This is a genomic window from Streptomyces corallincola (assembly GCF_019104725.1).
GTDB classification, from domain to species: domain Bacteria; phylum Actinomycetota; class Actinomycetes; order Streptomycetales; family Streptomycetaceae; genus Streptomyces; species Streptomyces corallincola.
The window spans coordinates 42,004-61,371 of record NZ_JAHRXF010000038.1; the positions used below are offsets into that span (position 1 = coordinate 42,004).

Consider the following 19,368-nt stretch of genomic DNA (forward strand, 5'->3'; position numbering starts at 1 on the left):
GGGGTTACCGAGGAGTCACTGAGAAGTCACCGAGGGCGTGGGCATAATGAGCACCCGGCCGACTGGGTAGGTGGAGGATCATCAACGTGGCAACTCCAACGATCCAGCGGCGTCGGCTCGGCAACGCGTTGAAGCGCGCTCGTGAGCAGGCTGCCAAGACTCAGGACGAGGCTGCCGAGCAGATCGATGCGGCAGCAAGCAAGATCAGTCGGCTGGAACTCGGCCAGAGCGGCATCAAGTTGACCGACCTGACGCTGTTGCTCAACTTCTATGGCGTGAGCGGTGAAGAAGCCGAGTGGATGAAGGACCTGGCCCGTGCCGGTCGGCAGCGCGGCCGTTGGTCCGGTTTCCTCGGTGCCATCCCCGACTGGTTTCGTACGTACGTGGATCTTGAGGCTGACGCTTCAGAACTCCGCTGGTACCAGCCGGAGGTGGTTCCAGGCATCCTCCAGATCGAGAGCTACATCCGTGCGATGAACGTCAACGCGCAACCTGGCGTCTCGCAAGAAGCGATGGATCAGCAACTCAAGGTGCGACTGGAGCGCCAGGCGATCCTCGACCAGCCGAACGCTCCGATACTCAACTTCATCCTGAGTGAGTCAGCGATCCGCCGGAACATCGGGGACGCGGATGTCATGCGTGAGCAACTGCTTCACCTGGCCGAAGTGGCCGAGCGGACGAACGTTGAACTGCAAGTGTTCCCGTTCGATGCTCAGACTTTCGGCGCCGCGTGGGTGGGCTTCACGATCATGCGCTTTGATCACGATGCGTCGTCCGATGTGGTCTACCTGGAGGACTACACCGACGCCACCTATCTCGACCGGCCGGACGGGGTGCAGGCATACACTGCACTGTGGAATCGGCTGCAATCTGCGGCCTTGGGCCAAGTAGAGTCGCGCCGCATGATCCTTCGCTTGGCCGGCGCGGATTAGTCCGCCCCCGATACAGGAGAGTACCCAGCATGAACACCCCAGACTTCACCGGCGCCGCATGGCGCAAGAGCAGCTACAGCGGTGACAACGGCGGCCAGTGTGTTGAAGTGGCCGTGCAGCACGGGTGTGTTGGCATGCGGGACTCGAAGGCGGGCGGGACGGGGTCGGTGTTGGCGTTCACTCCTGAGGGGTGGGACGCCTTCGTGGGCGGAGTTGTGGACGGTGCGTTCGAGCAGTCGTAGCGTGGTCTGGATCTCTTGGCCCCGGGGCTGATGGACTCACGTGGTGACGACATTGCTGCCCCGCGTACTGCGAGCCCTTGAGCGGTTTCATGCCGCTCGCCCCTGGGACCACAACGCCCACTACCACCGGTGGATTCTGCGCCGGTTCCCCGGACGTGTGGGCAGGGCTCTGGACGTCGGGTCGGGCAGTGGTGACCTGGCCCGGCGCCTGGCCTCGCGGGCCGGGGCGGTGTGCGGGATCGATGTCGATGCCGCGATCGTCGATCGCGCGCGGGAGTTGACGGACCCCGCCGCCCCGGTGAGCTTCATCGTCGGAGACGCGCTGAGGGAGGCGCCGCCCGGCCCCTACGACGCTCTCACGTGTGTCGCCACCATCCACCACATGCCGTTCACCGACGCCCTCACCTGTTTCCGCCAGCACTTGGCACCGGGCGGAACGCTGGTCGTCGTCGGCGTCTACCGCCCGCGGTCCCGGAGCGACTACCTGATCGACGCCGTGGCCATTCCGGCGAACGTCGTCATGGCCTGGATCAAGAACAGGGGCCGCCGGGCGCCGCGACCAGCCGCCATGACCGCCCCGACCCGACCGGCGACCATGACCTTCGCGGCCATCGTCCGGGAGGCCCGCCACGTGCTGCCCGGCGCCCGCACGCGCCGACGACTGTTCTGGCGCTACACGCTGGTCTGGCACGCGGAGGCGGCCTACTCCGCCCGCCAGTAACCCAGCGCGTACAACCGCTGCTTGGGCACTGCCAGTTCCTTGCGGACGTATGACGACAACGTGCGGGTCGTGGTCGTGTCGCAGGCGATCCAGATGTACGGGTTCGGGGTGGCGGACAGTACGGCGGGGAGGTCGGTGCGGACGCGGGACACCAGGGCTGCGCCGGAGTTCTCGCGGGGGATCTCGTGGAGCTGGTGGTGGGTCGGGTGGCCCTGCCAGGGGAGGTTCTTGAGGGTGCCCTCGAACCAGATCGTGGCCGGGGTGGAACTCAGCTCACGCAGCAGGGAGTTGATCGCCGGGAGGGAGGCCGGGTCACCGATCGCCGCCAGGTGGGACGGGGGCGGGGTGGGGTGCTCGAAGCCCGTGCCCTGGACCGTCGCCTCGATGGTGTCGCCGGGGCGTGCCGTACGGGCCCAGTCGGAGGCGGCGCCCTCGTGCAGCGCGAACTCCAGGCTGAAGGTGCCCGCCGCCGGGTCGGGGTTGACCAGGGTGTAGGCGCGCTGGTGGGGGCGGCCGTGGTCGGTGAACCAGAGGCGGACCCACAGGGTGGGGTGGACACCGGTCGCCGCGAGGAGGCCCCCGTCGGTGAGGTGGAGGCGGCGGTAGTCGGGCCTCACGTCCTCCGCTCCGGTGACGGTGCACACGAAATCCTTCGCGCGCAGCAGCTTCAGTACCGCGCCCTCCCAGCCCCGCCCCTGGCCCATTGCCGCTCCGTCCTCACGTACGATGATGTTTAGTTAGGCAAGGCTAACCTAAAACTAGTTCAAGGGGTGCCCCAGGGTGACTACCGAGATCCGCCGCGACGCCTGGGGCATCCCCCACCTGCGGGCCGACTCCGCACTCCAACTGGCCCGGCTCCAGGGGCGGGTGACCGCGCACGACCGTGCCTGGCAGATCGAGACCGAACGGCACCGCGCGCGGGGCACCTCCGCCGCGTTCCTTGGCGCGGGCGAACTCTCCTGGGACGTGCTGGTCCGCCGGGCCCGTCTCGACGACACCGCGAGACGCTGCTACGTCGAGCTGGAGCGACGGGACCCGGAGACCGCCGCGTGGGTGCGGGCGTACACCGACGGGGTCAATGACGGACTCGCCGAAGGAGCCCGCCGCGCCCCTGAGTTCGCGCGGGTGGGGCTGGCCCCCGGCCGGTGGGAGCCGTGGACGCCGCTCGGGGTCTGGCTCTCCACGCATCTGCTGTTCGCCGGGTTCCCCGCCAAGCTGTGGCGCGAGCGCGCGCTGCGGCACCTCGGGCCGGACGCGGTCGCGCTGTTCGCCACCGACGGGCCCGGTACGGCGGGCAGCAACGGCTGGCTGCTCTCCGGCGCCCGCACCGACACCGGGCTGCCCCTCCTCGCCGGTGACCCGCACCGCTACATCGAGGACCCCGGCGTCTACCAGCAAATCCGCCTCGCCTGCCCCGAGTTCGACGTCGTCGGCCTCGCCGTCCCCGGCGTCCCCGGCATCGCCCACTTCGGCCACACCGGCACCGTCGCCTGGTCCATCACCAACGCGATGGCCGACTACCAGGACCTCTACCGCGAACACCTCCGCCGCACCGGCGCCGGTATCGAGGCCCTGGGTCCGGACGGCCACTGGGAGCGGGCGGAGCGGTACGTCGAGACGATTCACGTCGCCGGGGAGGCGCCCGTCGAGATCGAGGTCGTGGAGACCGCGCGGGGGCCCGTGATCGCCGGTGGGCCGGAGGGGCTGGACGGGGTCGTGTCCCACGGCGCCCCTCCCGCACCGCCCACCGCCCTCGCCCTCCGGCACCCGCCCCGCGTCACCGACGACCTCGGGTTCGGCTCGCTGCTCCCGCTGCTCCGGGCCCGGCGGGTCGAGGACGTGGACAAGGCGTTCGACAGGTGGGCCGAGCCGGTCAACGTCGTCCAGGCCGCCGACACCGAGGGGGGCCTGCTGCACCGGGTCGCCGGTCGGGTACCGGTGCGCTCCGAGGCCAACCGGCTGCGCCCGGTGGCCGCTTGGGAGCCGGGGCACGAGTGGCGGGGCTGGCACACCATGCCGTACGGCACCGTCGAGGACGGCGCCGCCGTCATGGCCAACCAGCGGGGGCCCGCCGCGCCACTCGGCGTCGAGTTCTCCCCGCCGCACCGGGCCCGGCGCATAAGGGAGTTGCTCGACGCCCGGACCACATGGTCCGGCGCCGGGCTCGCCACCCTCCACACCGATACGCGACTGGCCTCCGCCGCACCCCTGTTGGACCGGATCGGCCCACTCGACGGGCTGTCGCCCGCCGCCGCCCGCCTCCGCGCCCAACTCCTCGCCTGGGACCGGCACATGGACGCCGACAGCTCCGACGCCGCCGCCTACGCCGCCGTACGCTCCGCCGTCGTACGGCGTCTCGCCGCGCACCCGGCGTTCGCCGCGCTCACCGAACCGTCCGGGTTGCCCGAGGTGCTGCTGCCCTGGCTGGCGCTCACCCCGCGTGTCGGGTTCGCGCTCGAACACCTGCTGCGCGCCGAGGAGTTGTACGGCATCGACCGGGACGGCGTCGTACGGGAGGCGGTGGAGGAGGTCGCCGCCGCGCCTCCGGGCGGGGTCTGGGGGGACACGCATCGGCTGGCCGCCTGGCGGGCGCTGCCGCCCGCGTCCGAGGAGTCCTCCGACGAACCGGGGCTCGGCGGGGACCACGACTGCGTGCTGTGCGCCTCGGCCGTGCCCGGAGTGACCGACCGGGCCGCGCGGGGGCCCGCCGCCCGGTTCGTGTGGGACCTCGCGCGCCGCGAGGACAGCCTCTGGGTGGTGCCGTTCGGTGCCGACGGGGTGCCCGGCGCCGCACATCACCGCGATCAACTGCCCTTGTGGGTCAGGGGAGATCTCGTACCCGTCGGCACCGACCGGGATCTCCTCGTACCCGATGTCACCCTGCCCGCCGAGACCGAACCGGAGATCCCCGTGACCACCACCCCCGTCCACGAGCAGCACATCGAGGGGTTCGGGGTCGTCCGGGTCCGGCCGGTCGAGCCCGAGCGGGACGCCGACACGCTGTACGGCTGGGTCAGGGACGAACGCGCCGCCTTCTGGGGGATGAACGGGCTCGACCGCGACCAAGTGGCGGAGATCTACGCCCACATGGCGGCCCTCGACACCCATCACGCGCACCTCGTCAGCCTCGACGGTGTCCCCGTCGCCCTGCTCCAGACCTACGACCCCGCCGCCGACCGGGTCGGGGAGTGCTACCCGGTGCGGGACGGGGACATCGGCGTACACCTCCTCGTCGCCCCCGCCGGAGCGGCCGGTGCGGCGTCCGGCTGGACCGGGACGCTGCTGCGGGCGCTCACGGTGTACGTGCTGCGGGTGCTGGACGGGCGGCGGGTCGTGGTCGATCCGGACGTGCGCAACACGAAGGCGCTGGCCCGGTTCGAGCGGCAGGGGTTCGAGCAGGGGCCCGCCGTGGTACTGCCGGAGGTCGATCTGCCGGACGTGTACCTTCCCGAGAAGCACGCCCGACTCGCCTTCCTGGCGCGGGAGACGGTGTTCCCGGAGGAGCGCGCGGGGTGATCCGGCGGGGTGCCCGCCCGGAGCCGGGATGAGCGCGGGGCGTCCCGCGTGCGTACACAGGGGGAGATCGCGGAGATCCCTGGGGACGGAGACGACAAGTGGGCCACCAACACCGGCGCCGACGGCGGCTCTGCACGCTCGGGGTGGTGCTGCTGCTCCTGCTGCTGGGTACGGCCGCCCCCGCCTCCGCGCACGCGGCGCTGCGCGCCACCAGCCCCGCCGACGGCAGCGTCGTGCGCACCGCTCCCCGTCAACTCACGCTCGCCTACTCGGAGTCGGTGGGACTGCTCACCGACTCCCTGCGGGTCTACGACCCCCGCAACCACCGGGTCCGTACCCCCGAGCCCGACCATGTGCCCGGCCACCCCGACACCCTGCGGCTCGCGCTGCCGCGCGGGCTCGGCAAGGGGACGTACACCGTGGCCTGGCGCGTGGTCTCCGCCGACAGCCACCCCGTGTCCGGCGCGCTGACCTTCTCCGTCGGGGAGCGCACCGCCACGGCGGCCGTGCTGCCCGACCGCTCCGGGAACGCGGTCACCACCGGGCTGTACAACGTCGCCCGCTACCTCGCGTATCTCGCCGTCGCGCTGCTGATCGGCGCGGCCGTCCTCGTCGCGTACTGCCGCCCGCCGGGGGCCGCACGCCTGCGGGGGGCCGTGCTCGGGGCCTGGTGGGTACTGGCCGCCGCCACCGGCGCGCTGTTCCTGCTGCGCGCGCCCTACGAGGAGGGCACCTCGCCGGTGTCCCTCACGGGCGGCGCGCTCGCGCGGGCCGCCGCCTCCCGGCCCGGTGAACTCCTGCTGGTACGGCTGGCGTTGCTCGTCGTGATCGCGGTCTGTGCGCTTGCTGTACGGCGGTGGAGCGTGCCGCGCGCCGCCGTGGGGGTGGTGGGGGTGGTGCTCGCGTCGGCGCTCGCTCTCACCTGGGCCGCTGCCGAGCACGCTTCCGCGGGGATTCAGGTGCCGGTCGCCGTTGCCTCGGCCACGCTGCATCTGCTGGCGGTGGGGGTGTGGCTGGGCGGGCTGGGGTCCCTGCTGGTCCTTCTCCGGGCGGGGGACGAGGGGGCTGCCGGGGGCATGGGTCCGGTGGTCGGGCGCTTCTCGCGGCTGGCGTTCGGGGCGGTGGTGGTCCTCGTCGTCACCGGCGTCTATCAGTCGTGGCGGGGGCTCGGGTCCTGGGCGGCGCTCCTCGACACCGAGTACGGGCGGATTCTGCTGGCCAAGGTGGTGGGGGTCGCGCTGCTGCTGGTCGTGGCGTCCGGGGCTCGGCGGCTGGTTCGGGCGGGGGCCGGGGCGGGGTTCGATGCGGGGGCGGGTGTGGGGTTCGATGCGGGGTCCGGGGGTGAGGAAACGCTTTTCGCAGTACGGCGGTTGAGGCGGCTGGTGCTGGGAGAGGCCGCCCTCGGTGTCGTCGTCCTGCTGCTCAGCACGCTGCTGGCCGGGACGTTGCCGAGCCGGGCGGAGGCGGAGGCGCGGGGGGCCGCGCCCGTCGCCGGGATTCCGGCTGCCCTGGTGACCACCGTGCCGTTCTCCGTCGAGGGGGCCTCCGGGGGGCGGGCGCGGGGGAAGGTGCAGGTCACGCTTGATTCCGGGCGGGTGGGGGTGAACTCCGTTCAGGCGGTGGTCTACGGGGCGAACGGGGGGCTGGCCTCCGTGCCGGAGCTGCGGATCACCATGACGCTCGGGGAGCGGGGGGTGGGGCCGCTCGATACGAAGGTGGTGGACCGGGGTGGGTATTGGGGGGCGGATGCTTTCAGTCTGCCTATGGAGGGGGTATGGACCATGCGGGTCAGTGTGCGGGTGTCCGAGACGGATCAGGTGACGGTGGTTCGGGGGGTTCGGGTGCGGCGGTAGGTGGCGGGCGGGTGCTTCTTGGGTGCGGGTGCGGGTGCGTTGTGTGGTGCGGGTCCGGTGGGGGGGTTCGCGCAGTTCCCCGCGCCCCTTGTGGGGGTTGGGGTCGGGTGTGTGGTGCGGGTTGGGTGTGGCTGGTCGCGCAGTTCCCCGCGCCCCTGGGGGGTGGGGGTTCGGGTGTGTTGTGTGGTGCGGGTCCGTGGGGGTTCTCGCGCAGTTCCCCGCGCCCCTGGGGGGCGGGGTACCTTGGCGGGATCTTGGTGCCCGGGTTGGGGGTGCTGTTCTTTGGTTCGGTGGTGGTCCCGTAGTGAGCTCTCGTATCGAGGCGTCGGCGTTGTGGGAGCGGGTGTGGATGGGGGGCGTGGAGTTTCTGGTCTCGTTCGTTCCGGGCTCTGATGTGGGGGTGCTGGCGCTGCACGGGAGCCGGGAGGGGGGTACAGGCGAACTCGTGGGGGAGGTCGCCGCGCGTACCGGGGCCAGCGCGCTGGTGTTCACCCAGCCGGAGGGGCGGCCGGTGCACATCTCCTCGCACCGGATCGGCGGGGCGGGCGGTGCGCTGCTCGGGCGCTTCCTCGGGCACGTGCGGCTGACCGTGTCCCTGCACGGGCACGGCCGCGACGACCGCAGTCTGTTCCTGGGCGGCGGCAACCGGTGGGCCGCCGGAGTGCTGGGCGCCTCGCTCGGCGTCCTGGCGCCCGAGTTCGTCGCCGTCACCGATCTCGACGGCATTCCGGCCGGGCTGCGCGGGCTGCACTCCCGCAACCCGGTCAATCTCGCGGTCCAGGGCGGCGTACAGGTCGAACTCCCCGTCGCCGCGCGGACGGACGGCGCGGCCGACGTGCCGCCCGCGCGGGTGGTCCGGGCGCTCACGGACGGGGTCCGGCAGCTGGCGCGGTAGCGCGGCAACCGGGGTGTGCGCACGGGTGGTTGTGCGGAGGGCGCCCCTCCGGGAGGAGGGGCGCCCTCTGGGGGTGTGCGGGATGCGTCAGGGCATGTGCCACTTCTGGTTCGACGTGCCGACGCAGGTCCACAGCTGGAGTGCCGTACCGGCGGACTTGCCGTGGTCCTTGGCGTCCACGCACAGGTCGGGGCGGCGCTGGACGAGGTCGTACGACGGCTTCAGCACGAAGCCCTGGCTGCTGCGGGACGGGGCGCAGGTGCCGAGGACCAGGGTGGCGCCGTTGCCGGAGCCGGAGGTGTCCAGGCAGCGGGTCCCGGCGAAGTTCCGTACGGTGCCGTCGGAGCGGAACGACCAGCCCTGCGAGGCGTCGGAGCTGTTGCAGTCGGCCAGGATCATCGTGGTGCCCGGCGTGCGCGAGCGGCCCCGGCTGGCCAGGCAGCGGTTGGAGTCGTAGTTCTGCAGGAACGAACCGCTGAAGACGATCGGCTTCTGCGCCGGGGGCGCCGCCACGTGTTTGGTGGGGGCCTTGGGTGCCTCGGGGATCCGCGCGGGGGGCGCGGCGGGCGGCGGCGCGGCTGGTGCCCAGGCGGGCGGGTCGGCGTGGTCGGCCGGGGACTCCGCGCGGTGGCCGGACTTCCTGCCGTGCTCCTCGGGTTTCTTGGTGTGTCCCTTCGACGACGGCGAACCGCTCGGCGCGCCCGAGGGCGTGGCCGTGGCCGAGGCCGAGGGTGAGGCGGAGGCGGCCAGCGGGCGGCCCGTTGCCACCCGCTGGGCGTCCACGGTGTCGCCGCCGAAGTGTGCGACGGCGGCGGTGGCGCCGGTGCCGATCAGCGCGACGGCGGCCACCGAGGCGACCGCCACGGCGGCCCGGCGGCCGGGCTTGAGGAAGCGGGCGCCCGCGAAGAAGTGCTGCCGCGAGAAGGTGCTCGCGTAGTCCGGTGCGCCGTCCGGAACGCCGTACGCGCCGGTGTCCGGTGCGCCGTCCGGGCGGGTGGCCGGGGGCGTGGCCCGGTCGGGGGTGCCGTGGTGTCCGGGGCCGCTGGGCCCCTCTGGGGTCTTGGGCATGCGGTCTCTCTCTGCGGTAGTGCCGCCTCCGCCGTCACGACGGCTCGGGCAGGTCCTCCGGTTGCAGGGTGATCAGGTCGGCCTCGACGGGCGCGGAGAGTTCCGCGATCCGGTAGGCCTGTCGTTCCGTCATGGCCTGGAACGTCTGCCGGGCGGAGCGGCCGTTGCCGAACCGGTCCCCGCGCGGCAGGAGTTCGAAGTAGCCGGTGAGCGCCCGGCGGGCGTCCTTCGTCAGCCGGTACTGGTGGCGTTCGGCGTGGTGCTCGACGATCTCCACCAGCTCGGGGGTGGCGTAGTCCTCGAACAGCAGCGTGCGGCTGAACCGGGACGCCAGGCCGGGGTTGGAGTCGATGAAGTGCTCCATCTCGTCCGGGTAACCGGCCACGATGACCACCACGGAGTCGCGGTGGTCCTCCATCAGCTTCACCAGGGTGGCGATGGCCTCGTGCCCGAAGTCGTTGGAACCGGCCGCCGGGGTCAGCGAGTACGCCTCGTCGATGAACAGCACCCCGCCCATCGCCTCCTCGAACACCCGCTGGGTCTTCGGGCCGGTGTGGCCGACGTACTCACCGACCAGCGAGGAACGGTCCGCCTCGACGAGGTGGCCGCGCGAGAGCAGGCCGACGGCGGCCAGGATGCGGCCGTAGAGCCGGGCCACCGTGGTCTTGCCGGTGCCGGGGTTGCCCGCGAACACCAGATGGCGGCTGAGCGGCGGCGCGGCGAGGCCCGCCTCCTCGCGGCGGCGGACCATCTGCATCAGCTTCACCAGCGAGGCCACATCGTGCTTGACCCGCTCCAGGCCGACCAACTCACCCAGTTCGGCGATGAGTTCATCGAGGTTCTCCTCGATCACGGCCGTCTCGCCGTCGCCGTCGCCCTCGCCGGACGGGGCGGTCGCGCCGGTCCCGGACTGCTGCGGGCGGCCGGTGACCGCCACGGCGGTGCCCGCCGCGACGGGCGCGGTCTCCTCCGGCCACACCGCCGTCTTCACCCGGCGCGAGACACACCCCTCGACGAGCGGTGCGGCGCCGGTGTCCTGGCTGAGGTCCTCGGCGGTGTCCTCCACCAGCAGCCGCCGCAGCTCCGGGCGGGCGCCCTCGCAGAGGTGCACCGCCGGGTAGCCGGTCGCGGCCAGTACGCAGTCCTCGTAGACACCGGACGCGCCCTCACCGACGTACAGCCCGTTCTTGCCGGTGTCCCGGACGGTGGTGCGCCGTACGGCCGGTGCGGCGTCCTCGGCCACCACCAGGCCGGAGCCTTCGGTGCCGGTCACCGCGCAGTCCTCGATCAGCGGGGTCGCCCCGGCGCCGACCACGAACCCGGCGGTCCCGGCGCCGGTGACCCGGCAGTCGGTGAACTCCGGTGCCGTGCCCGCGCCGCAGGTCACGCCCGCGCGTTCGACGCCGTGGACGCGGGCGCCGCGCACCCGGACCGTGCCCTTGGTGTGTACGGCGACGCCCGCCCGGCCGCGCCGGACGGTGAGGCCGTCCACGTTCGCCTCCGCGGACCCGTCCAGGTGCAGGCCGGACATCGCGCAGTCGGCGACCCGCGCGTCCTCCACCGTCAGCCGCGCCCGTTCCACGGCGGCCACCGCGTGCTCCGGGGTGCCCTCGACGCGCAGCGCGGTCAGCTCGGCCACCGCGTCGCCGCCCGCGTGCACCGCGCTGAACGCCGACCCGCGCACCGTGCTCAGCGCGACGGTCAGCCGCGCGTGCTCGCCCGCGAGGAAACCGTTGCCCGCCGCGTCGTGCACGCCGGTCCCGGAGACGGTCACCCGCGAGGAGCCGCGCGCGATCACACCGGAGGCGCGGGGCGCGGTGATCCGGCAGTCGGTCACCTCGACCCGTGCCCCGCCGTCGGCGGCCACGGCCGCGCCGCAGTCCCGTACGGCGGTCTCCGCGATCAGCACGTCACCGTCGCCGATGGCCAGCACCCCGGCGGCACCGGCGCCGGTCAGTTCGCAGCGGGTGACGCGGATGCCGCCGGTCCGATCGGCGGTACCGGTCTGCCCGTCGGTGCCGGTCCGCTCGTCCTCCCGCACCTCCGTACGGGCCGAACTGCCCAGCACGCGGACGGCTTCGGCGCCCGCGTCGCGCAGGCGGCAGTCGGTCAGGACGGCTGTCGCGGAGTCCTCGGTGAGCAGCGCGTTGCGGCCCGGCGCGACGACCTCCACGCGGGTCATGTCCAGCCGGGCCCCGCCGCGCACCCGCAGCCCGGAGCCCTCGACGCCGCGCAGCAGCATGTCGGTGAGGCGGGCGGTGACGGTGCCCGCGAGCACCACGCCGGTCCCGGCGACGTTCTCCACGACGCCCTCGCTCAGGGTGACCGTGCCGCCGGTGTCGGCGTGCACGCCCGCGAGGGCGGACTCCCGCACCAGGCAGCGGGTCATCTCCAGCGAGGCGGCGCGGACCACCTCGACGCGTCCGCCCGCCACGTCGCAGTCCGCCAGCGCGGTGGTGCCCGCGGTGATCAGCACGGCCGGGCGGGACGGGTCGGCGCCCAGCACGGTCAGGCCGTCCAGCGTGGTCGTCGTGGTGATCTCCAGCACCGGTATGCCGGGGTTGACGGCGAGCAGCCGGACCGTGCCGGGGCCCTCGTCCGCGACCAGGGTCACCTGGCGGTCGATCAGCACCCGCTCCTGGTAGTCGCCGGGCGCGATCCGCACCTCGTCGCCGTTGGACGCGGCACGGACCGCCTCCCCGATGGTGTGCGGGGTACCGCGCCGGGCACCCGGCTGGACCCTGATGACCGTGGCGGTCATGTCGTCGCTCCTTCCGACGCCGGGCGCCCGCGGGGCGCGGACGGTACGGGTACGGGGGGTGCCGCCCGGTACGCGGGACCGGTTCCCCCTGACGGAGACACGAGGCACAGGGGAAATACGTTCAACGGCCAGGGAACCCGACCGCCGCGACCGGGGTGAACGTCCGCCGCCGACACGGGAAACGGGACCTCCGTGTCCCTTCCCCGCACCGGAGAAGGGCCGCCGAAGAGGGGACCTCCGGCCCCCTCCGTGGTCAGCGGCGGCGGCCGGCCGGGGAGACCGGCCGCCGTGTTCAGAGCGCTCAGAACCTCTGCAACGGGCAGTGTCCGCATCCTTGGCGCGAGCGGGTGAGCGGGTTCGACTCGGGCGCGTCCACCAGGCTGAGGTCCACCATGCGGCGCTCGGCGGCGTCGAAGCGCTCCTCGGCCTCGGCCAGCCGCCGCTCACTCGTCTCCAGCCGCTGCGCGTCCAGCGGGGAATCGGCGCCCGTCAGCTCGGCGCGCAGGCCGACCGTCACCCGGAAGGCATCGGCCAGTTCGGTGGCGGCCCGCGTGTACGCCGCCTTCGCCTCCCGGAGGTCGGCGGCGTGTTCCGCCGTCCCGGCTTCGTCCGTCCGGTACGTGGACGGCCCGGCCGACGACTCCTCGCCGAGGGGGCCGACGTAGCCCTGCTCCGGCGCGGTGTGCTGGGCCGATCCGCCGAGTAGGCCGAGGTGCTTGCCGCCGGTCATGATGCGGCCGGCGATTTCCTGGGCGATGGCTGGGGTGTCGAGTCGGGTGATGTGGGTGTCGAGGGTGTCGTAGTGGGTGTCGATGGTGCGGTTGTCGGTGGGGTGGGGCCAGTTGGCCTTGTGGAGTGCGGTGGTGATGTGGGCGTGGAGGTCGCTGAGTTTGTGGTCGTCGCGGGTGTGGGTCTGGGCGTGTGCGACGTGTTGGACGAGGGTGTTTCCGCCGGTCTGGTGGGCGAGGGCGAGGGCGCCGAGGTAGTGGGGGTCTTCGGTGTGTTCGGTGGTGAGGGTGGTGGCGTGGGTCTGTTGTTCGGGGGTGAGGGTGTGCCAGTGGTGGGTGAAGGGGTCGATGCCGGCTTGGCGGAGGGTGTGTGCGGTGTTGAGGAGGTGGTGGGCGTCGTGGGGCTGGGTGGTGAGGGCCCGGTGGTAGGCGCGGATCGCGTCGGCGAGGTGGGTGGCTTGGGTGGCGTGGGCGAGGGCTGCTGAATCGACCGCGCTGGTGTGGGTGGTGGGGGGTGTGGTGTGGGTGGGGAGGTTGGTGAGGAGGGTGTGGGAGGTGGTGAGGGTGGGGTGGTTGGCGATGTTGTCGGTGGCGGGGGGGCCGGAGATGTACTGGTTGCTTCCGGTCCAGCGGTAGCGGTTGTTGGAGCGGGTGGTGCTGAGGGCGTGGACGAGGAGGTCAACGCGGCCGTCGGGGGCGAGGGTGTAGATGAAGGCGGCTCCGGCGCTGCCGTTGTCGAGGTGGGCGTGGAGGGGGTGGTGGAGGCGAAGTTCGCTGCGCTCTTCGCGGATGGCTTGGGCCCATTGGGCGACGCGTTGGAGGGTCTGGTGTTGGGCGGGGGTGAAGTCCTTGGCGGTGAGGCGGTCGGTGTGGTGGATGCGGCCGGAGAGTTCCCAGGTGGTGGAGTCGTGGGGGCGGAGGCGGGTGAAGCGTTCGGCGCGCTGGGTGCGGAGTTGGTTGAGGGTGGTGCGGTGGGTGGTGGTGAGGTGGTGCCAGGTGTGGGCGGCGGCGGTGCGGACGGTGGTGTAGTGGGTGCCGGGGGCGAGGTCGTGTGATTCGAGGTAGGCGGCGAAGTGTCGTTCGAAGGCTTGGGGGGTGTAGGCGTCCTCGATGGCTGGGTCGTTGAGGGTGGTTTCGTCGGGGGTGGGGAGGTGGGTTTCGAGGTAGGTGCGGATGGTGTAGTCGGTGAGGCGTTCGGGGTGGGCGTCGATTTCTTCGGCGAGGAGGGGGAGGGCGGTGAGGAGGGGGAGGAGTTCGGGTGCGGTGGCGAGGTGGTCGGCGACGGCGGTGCCGTGGGGGCCGGTGAGTAGTGCGACGACTTCGGCGGGCAGTTCCGGCCACTGCGTCTGTGCCTGAACCTGTGTCGTGGCGGGGGTGGTGATCGGGGTGCGGCGGGAGGGTACTCCGGCCAGTTCCAGGTCCGTTTCCCGGGCCTGGCGTTGGATCTCGCGGGTCTTGCCCTTGGTGGGCAGGCCGGTGTCGGCTGCCTGGGTGGTGAGTGTGGTCCACAGGGTGGTGTCGTCGGTGAGCAGGGTGGTGCGTTGTTCGGTGGGCAGGCCGGCGAGGCGGCGCAGTGTTTCGGCGAAGTCCCGGTCCGCTGCCGCGCGTTCCTGCCAGGTGGGGCGGGTGAGGAGTTCGTGGCCGAGGTCGGGGTGCGTGGCCATGACGGCGAGGACGCCGCCTCGGCGCAGTGCTCCGGACAGCAGCTCGGGGTCGAGCGGTTCGGGGTGGGCGGTGATGAGGGTGGCGGCGGCCGGGTGGTGGTTCAGTGCCCCGCGCAGTCGGGCGTTCAGTGTCGGAGCCAGCTCCGGATGAGCCACCACGAGAGTCCACACCGGGCTGTTGGTGGTGGCCTCTTCGAGCAGGGCGCGGTTGGCGCGGATCGCTGCGACGGTCGCGGTGCTGGTGCGCAGGGTGTCGAGCAGGTCGGGTCGTTGGGCGAGGAGTTCGGGCAGGCCCCTCAGGCCGATGAGGGCGGCACGCAGACCGTCCTGGTCCGCCAGGTCGTCGGCGAGGCCCGGATGTTCCCTGATCAGGCCCAGGAAGGCGGGTCCGGTCAGCAGCTCGCGTACTTCGGCGGGGACCCGGGCCAGTGTGGTGACCAGCGCGGGGTGGGCGAGGGCGACGGGCAGCACGTCGGCCGTCAGCACCGTCGAGAGGACATCGGGGTGGGCGGCGAGCTGGTCCAGCAGCGCGTCGGAGCGGGTCAGCCGGAGCCATTCATCGCGCGATTGAACTATGGAGGTGGTGGTGGCGAGTACGGCGGCCATACCGGGCACCCGTGCCACGGCGGACACCGAAGCGGGGTCCTCGGCGGCGGCCTCGAGCCGGTCCCGGAAGGGCACGATGGCCGCGCGCACGGACTCATCGGTCTCGCTCAGCGCGTCCACAAGCTTCGGCGAACGGCTCAGCCACAGCGGCAGGTGGTCGTGCCATGACTTCAGCGCACGTGCCATCACCGTACGTGCCACTGCGGGACTCGCCTTGACGAGCTCGTCCACCTCCTTGGCGTACGGATGTGCGGCGAGCAGGACCGGGTTCTCGGCCCAGTAGGCGTCGGCGTAGTCGGGGTTGGCCCGCAGAGTCGGCATCAGCTCGGGGATGAAGATCCCCCGCATTTTCGGGTCGCTGATGAAGAGGTCGAACAGTCGGTCGTTGGCGGCCAGCAGAGCGGGGACTCCTGGCGTGGACAGGGCGAGGTGCAGCAGCTTCGGGGCCAACCCGACCCGGCGCACTGTGGAGGGCCGGGTGCGGAACAGGTCGAGCATCCCCGGCCTGAACAGCATGTACTCGCCCAGGTGGGCGTGTTCCAGAGCGGTGTCCCGCAGGGTGTCCACGGACAGGATCGCCGTATAGCGGGCGACGGTCTCGTCCGAGAGTTCCAGCGACGCGGTCGCCGCCGCCTCGCGCAGTTCCCCGGGGGACTTGCGCTCTCGCAGGCTCGACTGCAGGACCGTCATCGGTACGGCGTTCGCCGGGTCGATGACGGCACCGTCCCACAGCAGAGCCGGGTGGCCGGTCGCCTCCACTGTCTTGACGACCTCGACCACCATGTCCAGCAGACGGTCCCGGTTGGCCGGGATCGTCTGGTCGGAGGTGTCCGCCTCGGTGAGGACCTGCTGCGCGAGCGTGTCGAACTCCGCCTGCCTCTCCCGCCACGCCTGCGTGAAGCCCGGTCGCCTCAGCACCTCGCGCAGCACGCCCGCCTGCCACCGGATCAGCTCGCCCATCGGCGTGTCGAGGCGTTCGCCCAGCAGGCCGAACAGCTCAGCGCTCTCGAGCAGTTGCTTCCAGAACGGGAACGGCAGCGCCGTGAAGTGTTCGGCGAGGGAGTCCAGAACGGCGGGGTGCGCCACGACGTTGCGAGCCGCCTGGGCCCACCACTCCTCTGTCTGAGGGTTCGCCGCGGCCTCGTGGCGGCTCGCGAGCAGGGCCAGGGCGCCGTTGCCCGCCTCAAGGGCGGCTGCCACCGGACTGCCGGCCGTCTTCGCTTCTTCGGCCAGGTTGGCGATCCTGCGCAGCGCGGTCGCGGCGTAGGGTGCCCGCAGGAGACTCAGGGGCATTTTGTCCGTGAAAGGCCGCATGTCCCAGTAGGCCAGGTAGCCGGTTGAGGGCAGCCGGGTCAGCGCGTCGGCCAGATCCGGATCGTTGCCCAGCAGACGTGCGAGCGGTTCGAGAGTGGAACTCATGTCGTCCGCGTACATCCGCCGCACGTAGCAGAAGCGGCCGGCCGCCTTGGTGGCCGCCAACGCCGCGGTGTCGTTCTCCGGCAACGCGCTCCTGGTGGGGAAGCGTGTCAGGATGCGCCGCAGGACGTGCGGAAGGAGGCCACTGTCCGGATTGCGGGCGATCAGCCGCAGTACGCCTTCGTTGGCGAGGATGATAGGCACCTCGTTGGCGCTGAACCCGCTCACTGCCGCGTCGACCGCCGGGGAGGCATTCCTCAGTGCTTTCAGCAGCTTGAGCGGGACGAGGGTCGCGGCCTGCTCGGATGTCGGATACGGCTGCTGCTGCGTCACCGGGCCGGGCTCGGTGGTCAGTTCCTGGACGAGCTGGGCCCCTGACAGCCCGGCGTAGCGCGTGGGGTCGTAGGAGAGTGCGGTCGCCACGTTCGGGTTGGTGACGGCGGCGGACAGGGCCTCCCGGTTGCCGAGCAGGGTCTCGGCCATGCGGGGCCGGTCCTCCAGGACATCGGTGAGGGTGGGGGAGCCGGCCAGCAGCTGCAGGATGGTCGGATCGGCCGTCACATGGGCGATCGTCGTCTCGGAGGTGAGGGCGACCATCGTCTGCTCGGCGGCGCCGTCCACAGCCTCCAGGAACACCGTGTTCGTCAGCAGGGACGTGAAGTACGCGGGGGGCAGGGGGTCGGCGCTCTCCGGCCGGTTGACCAGAACGCTGTACAGGGCTGCGCTCAGGCCGCCCCGTATGTGGAGTCGCCACATCAGCTCCGGGGCGTTCTTTCCCTCAGCGGCCAGCGCCTGCCCGAATTCCGGGAAGCCGTCGATCAGCCAGCGCATGGTGTCGTGCATCTCATACGCGGTGAGGACCAGGTCCAGCCTGCCGTCCAGGTTGACCAGCGTGTCCGGCGAGTCTTCGAAGAGGGCCGTCCGGAGCTCCGGGTCCGCCTCCGCCTTCTGAAGTACCCCCGGCCGGGCGAGGATCTTCGCGGGCTCCTCGTCCTCCTCGAACCAGGAGTCCGCCGCGTTGGCGAGGGCGGCCAGGACGGAGGGGCGCTCGTCCAGGAGGTCCGTCAGTTCGGGTGCGTGGGCGAGGAAGTCGATCAGTTCGGGTCGTGTGGCGGCGGTGTGCATCACTTGCGGCCGGCTCAGCAGGCGTGCCCGCAGGTCGAGGGGGGAGTGGAGTGCCCGGTCCACGGCGTCCACCAGACCGAGTAGGTCCAGGTCGGACGGCGGGTTCTGGGCGAGGATCTGCCGTACGGCCTCCATCGCCAGACCCTCGTGGTGGTAGCGACGGTCGGGGAGAGCCCGCCAGAGCTCCCGTGCCTCCTGCGCGCGGTCCGCCGGCAGCGGGTCGCTCGGGATGGTGGGTGCGGTGGTGGTGCTGCTGCTGGGGCCGGCGACCGGGGTGTCCGCCGACAGGGTGTCCGTCGTGGTCTGCGGGGCGGCGGTCTTCTTCGCCTTCTTCTTTTTGCCTCCGCCGGGTAGGCCGAGGTGTCTGCCGCCGGTCACGATGCGGCCGGCGATTTCCTGGGCGATGGCTGGGGTGCTGAGTCGGGTGATGTGGGAGCCGAGGCCGGTGTAGAGCTCCAGGACGAGGCCGTCATGGACTGCGGGTTGGTTCCAGGCCTGGAGCTGGAGGTTGACGTCGTTGCGCAGGCGGCTGATGTTGTGGCCGTCGGGGGCGTGGGTCTGGGCGGGGTCGAGGTGGCCGGCGAGTTCGTGGGCGGCGTCGAGCGCCGCTTGCAGAGTGGGTCCGTGGACGGGTGCCTGGGGGAGCAGGGCCTGGAGCCGGTCGGCGAAGCGGAGGAGTTCGGTGTGGCCGGTCTGGCGGAGCTGGAGGACGTTCTGGTCCGCCGTGTCGGTGCTGCGGAGTTCGATTGCCGCGAGGGTGGCGGAGGTGATGCTGAGGACGGTGCGGTCGGGCATGAGCATGCGGTCGTTGACGCGCTGCGGGAGTTCGATCTCCAACTGGTTCGCGGCGGCCAGCAGGGTGTGCAGGCTCCGTGTTTCGGGGTGAGCGGTGCTGGTGGCGTTCCGCAGGGCGGTGATGTTGGCCTGGACGTCGGCGTGGGAGGTCGCGCGGGCCTCGACCACCTCGTCGTGGATCGTCCTGGCCTCCTCCACCACCCTTTCGAGGATCGGCCTCATCTCCCGGTCCATGGTGAGAACGGGCCCGTGGAAGCGGAGTTCGAGCAGGACGAGGGGGACGTCGAGGTTGCCGTCGTTGGTGTCGAGCTCGGTGAATTCGGTGTGAGTCCCGAACACATTCCTCTGCGAAGCGGAGTCGACGATCTCGGCGGGTTGATCGGTCAGCGCGGTGTCGAGGTAGGTGCCGACGGTGATGTCCATGTCCATCTCGTCGGTGAGCAGGTTGAGGGGCAGGCTGGCGAAGGCCGCGCCGAACTCTTCGTCGAGGAGGAGCGAGGAGTGGAAGAGCTGTGCGATCCGGTTCTTGATCTGGGGGGCGTTGGCGGCCAGGAAGCGCTTGGCATTGCGGGAGAGGCCGTTGCGGATGCCGGAGAGGGAGGTGCGGGACAGGACAGCCATCTGGTTCTTCACCAAATCGCCTGTGCCAGCGCCTAGTTCGTCCATCGCATGGTCGTAACCGAGAGCGGCCACGTGTGTGTAGACCAAGGCCAGGAAACCGCGTATTTCCATCGCGTCCGGCCATGACTGCACGAGGGCGACGAGTTTGGGATCCATGTGGCCCAGTCCGTTCACTTCACCCTGGACGAACAGGGCGGCGGCTTCGGTGCCGAACTGGAGGCCGATGTCGATGTTCTGACGCAGGCGCCGGTGCCTGCTGTCCGTGTTCTCGTGCGCGAAGCGCAGCAATGAGGACAGCCCGGCGATGGGCACGCCGACCGTGTACTGCGAGTCGAGCAGGGCCCTGCCGCCGTGGACTCCGGACAGGGTGGCGGACGTCAGTGGTTCCCAGATCGAGTAGGGAGAGCTGCCCTGGAAGATCTGGT

The 19,368-nt window shown here is 71.7% G+C and carries 10 protein-coding genes; 6 read left to right on the plus strand and 4 right to left on the minus strand.

Annotated features, from left to right (window positions below):
• Positions 1–86 precede the first annotated feature (86 nt).
• Genes KUM39_RS21405 through KUM39_RS21415 form a run of 3 tightly spaced genes read left to right on the plus strand, consistent with a single transcriptional unit; the run spans position 87 to position 1,895 of the window.
• Positions 87–932, plus strand: a complete 846-nt coding sequence (locus KUM39_RS21405) for a helix-turn-helix domain-containing protein (RefSeq protein ID WP_217787349.1) — start codon at positions 87–89, stop codon at positions 930–932.
• 29 nt (positions 933–961) lie between these two features.
• On the plus strand, positions 962–1,174 hold the full coding sequence (locus tag KUM39_RS21410) for a DUF397 domain-containing protein (protein ID WP_217787350.1): 213 nt from the start codon (positions 962–964) through the stop codon (positions 1,172–1,174).
• A 43-nt stretch (positions 1,175–1,217) separates the two neighbouring features.
• Entirely contained in the window at positions 1,218–1,895 is a 678-nt protein-coding gene (locus KUM39_RS21415) for a class I SAM-dependent methyltransferase (RefSeq protein WP_217787351.1), read from the plus strand.
• Here KUM39_RS21415 and KUM39_RS21420 read toward each other — a convergent pair.
• Complete coding sequence (locus tag KUM39_RS21420; RefSeq protein WP_217787352.1) at positions 1,877–2,599, minus strand: siderophore-interacting protein; 723 nt, start codon at positions 2,597–2,599, stop codon at positions 1,877–1,879. The genes KUM39_RS21415 and KUM39_RS21420 overlap by 19 nt on opposite strands.
• 76 nt (positions 2,600–2,675) lie before the next feature.
• Here KUM39_RS21420 and KUM39_RS21425 point away from each other — a divergent pair, with 76 nt between their 5' ends.
• The 3 genes from KUM39_RS21425 to KUM39_RS21435 all read left to right on the plus strand — a co-directional run bounded on the left by KUM39_RS21425 (position 2,676) and on the right by KUM39_RS21435 (position 8,159).
• Positions 2,676–5,411: a GNAT family N-acetyltransferase gene (locus tag KUM39_RS21425; protein WP_217787353.1), complete on the plus strand. Its 2,736-nt coding sequence runs from the start codon at positions 2,676–2,678 to the stop codon at positions 5,409–5,411.
• A gap of 98 nt (positions 5,412–5,509) precedes the next feature.
• On the plus strand, positions 5,510–7,264 hold the full coding sequence (locus KUM39_RS21430; RefSeq protein WP_217787354.1) for a copper resistance CopC/CopD family protein: 1,755 nt from the start codon (positions 5,510–5,512) through the stop codon (positions 7,262–7,264).
• 304 nt (positions 7,265–7,568) lie between these two features.
• Positions 7,569–8,159, plus strand: coding sequence for a poly-gamma-glutamate hydrolase family protein (locus tag KUM39_RS21435; protein ID WP_217787355.1), 591 nt, complete (start codon positions 7,569–7,571; stop codon positions 8,157–8,159).
• An 87-nt stretch (positions 8,160–8,246) separates the two neighbouring features.
• On the opposite strand, the gene KUM39_RS21440 is transcribed toward KUM39_RS21435, so the two are convergent.
• The 3 genes from KUM39_RS21440 to KUM39_RS21450 form a co-directional block, all read right to left on the minus strand.
• Positions 8,247–9,227, minus strand: coding sequence for an RICIN domain-containing protein (locus tag KUM39_RS21440; RefSeq protein WP_217787356.1), 981 nt, complete (start codon positions 9,225–9,227; stop codon positions 8,247–8,249).
• A gap of 34 nt (positions 9,228–9,261) precedes the next feature.
• Complete coding sequence (locus KUM39_RS21445; RefSeq protein ID WP_217787357.1) at positions 9,262–11,988, minus strand: right-handed parallel beta-helix repeat-containing protein; 2,727 nt, start codon at positions 11,986–11,988, stop codon at positions 9,262–9,264.
• A 301-nt stretch (positions 11,989–12,289) separates the two neighbouring features.
• Positions 12,290–19,255, minus strand: a complete 6,966-nt coding sequence (locus KUM39_RS21450) for a hypothetical protein (RefSeq protein WP_217787358.1) — start codon at positions 19,253–19,255, stop codon at positions 12,290–12,292.
• Positions 19,256–19,368: the final 113 nt, after the last annotated feature.

Excerpts from the sequence above, each read along its gene's own strand:
- KUM39_RS21440 (WP_217787356.1), bottom strand. The coding sequence starts at position 9,227 with ATGCCCAAGACCCCAGAGGGGCCCAGCGGCCCCGGACACCACGGCACC.
- KUM39_RS21420 (WP_217787352.1), bottom strand. The coding sequence starts at position 2,599 with ATGGGCCAGGGGCGGGGCTGGGAGGGCGCGGTACTGAAGCTGCTGCGC.
- KUM39_RS21445 (WP_217787357.1), bottom strand. The coding sequence starts at position 11,988 with ATGACCGCCACGGTCATCAGGGTCCAGCCGGGTGCCCGGCGCGGTACC.
- KUM39_RS21410 (WP_217787350.1), top strand. The coding sequence starts at position 962 with ATGAACACCCCAGACTTCACCGGCGCCGCATGGCGCAAGAGCAGCTAC.